General features: G+C 65.5%; 1 protein-coding gene. It reads left to right on the top strand.

The features are described from left to right. A partial coding sequence (locus APY03_RS34215) for a transposase (protein WP_157103502.1) occupies positions 1 to 394 on the top strand: 394 nt, incomplete at both ends.

The following is a 394-nucleotide window of genomic DNA, read 5'->3' as shown; positions in this document are numbered from 1 at the left end:
CGAGCACGTTCGCACTGGGTGAGCGTGCGCACGGCCACCCTCAACATGCTGCGAGGCTTGTTGTACGAGTTCGGTGTCTTGCTGCCAGGCAAGAAAGCGGGGCTGAAGACGATGAGCGCGCGGCGCGCCCAAGTCGACGATCAATTGCCACCGTTGATGCGCCGGTTGGTTGACCTGCAGCTCGAAACGCTCAAGGGCATCGAGCGCAGCATCGATCAGCTCGAAGCCGAGATCGCAGAGCAGCAACGCAAAGGCGATACGGCGCGCACGCTGCGCGAGGTGCCCGGCATCGGCGTGCTCGGTGCGACGGCGCTGGCCGCCACGCTGGGAGATGCGAGTAACTGGCGCTCGGGGCGAGAGTTCGCTGCCAGCCTGGGACTGGTTCCTGCGCACA

Origin of the sequence: Variovorax sp. WDL1, assembly GCF_001541225.1 — a bacterium.
Classification (GTDB): Bacteria; Pseudomonadota; Gammaproteobacteria; order Burkholderiales; family Burkholderiaceae_C; genus Variovorax.
This window is presented reverse-complemented; position numbering and strand designations above follow the sequence as displayed.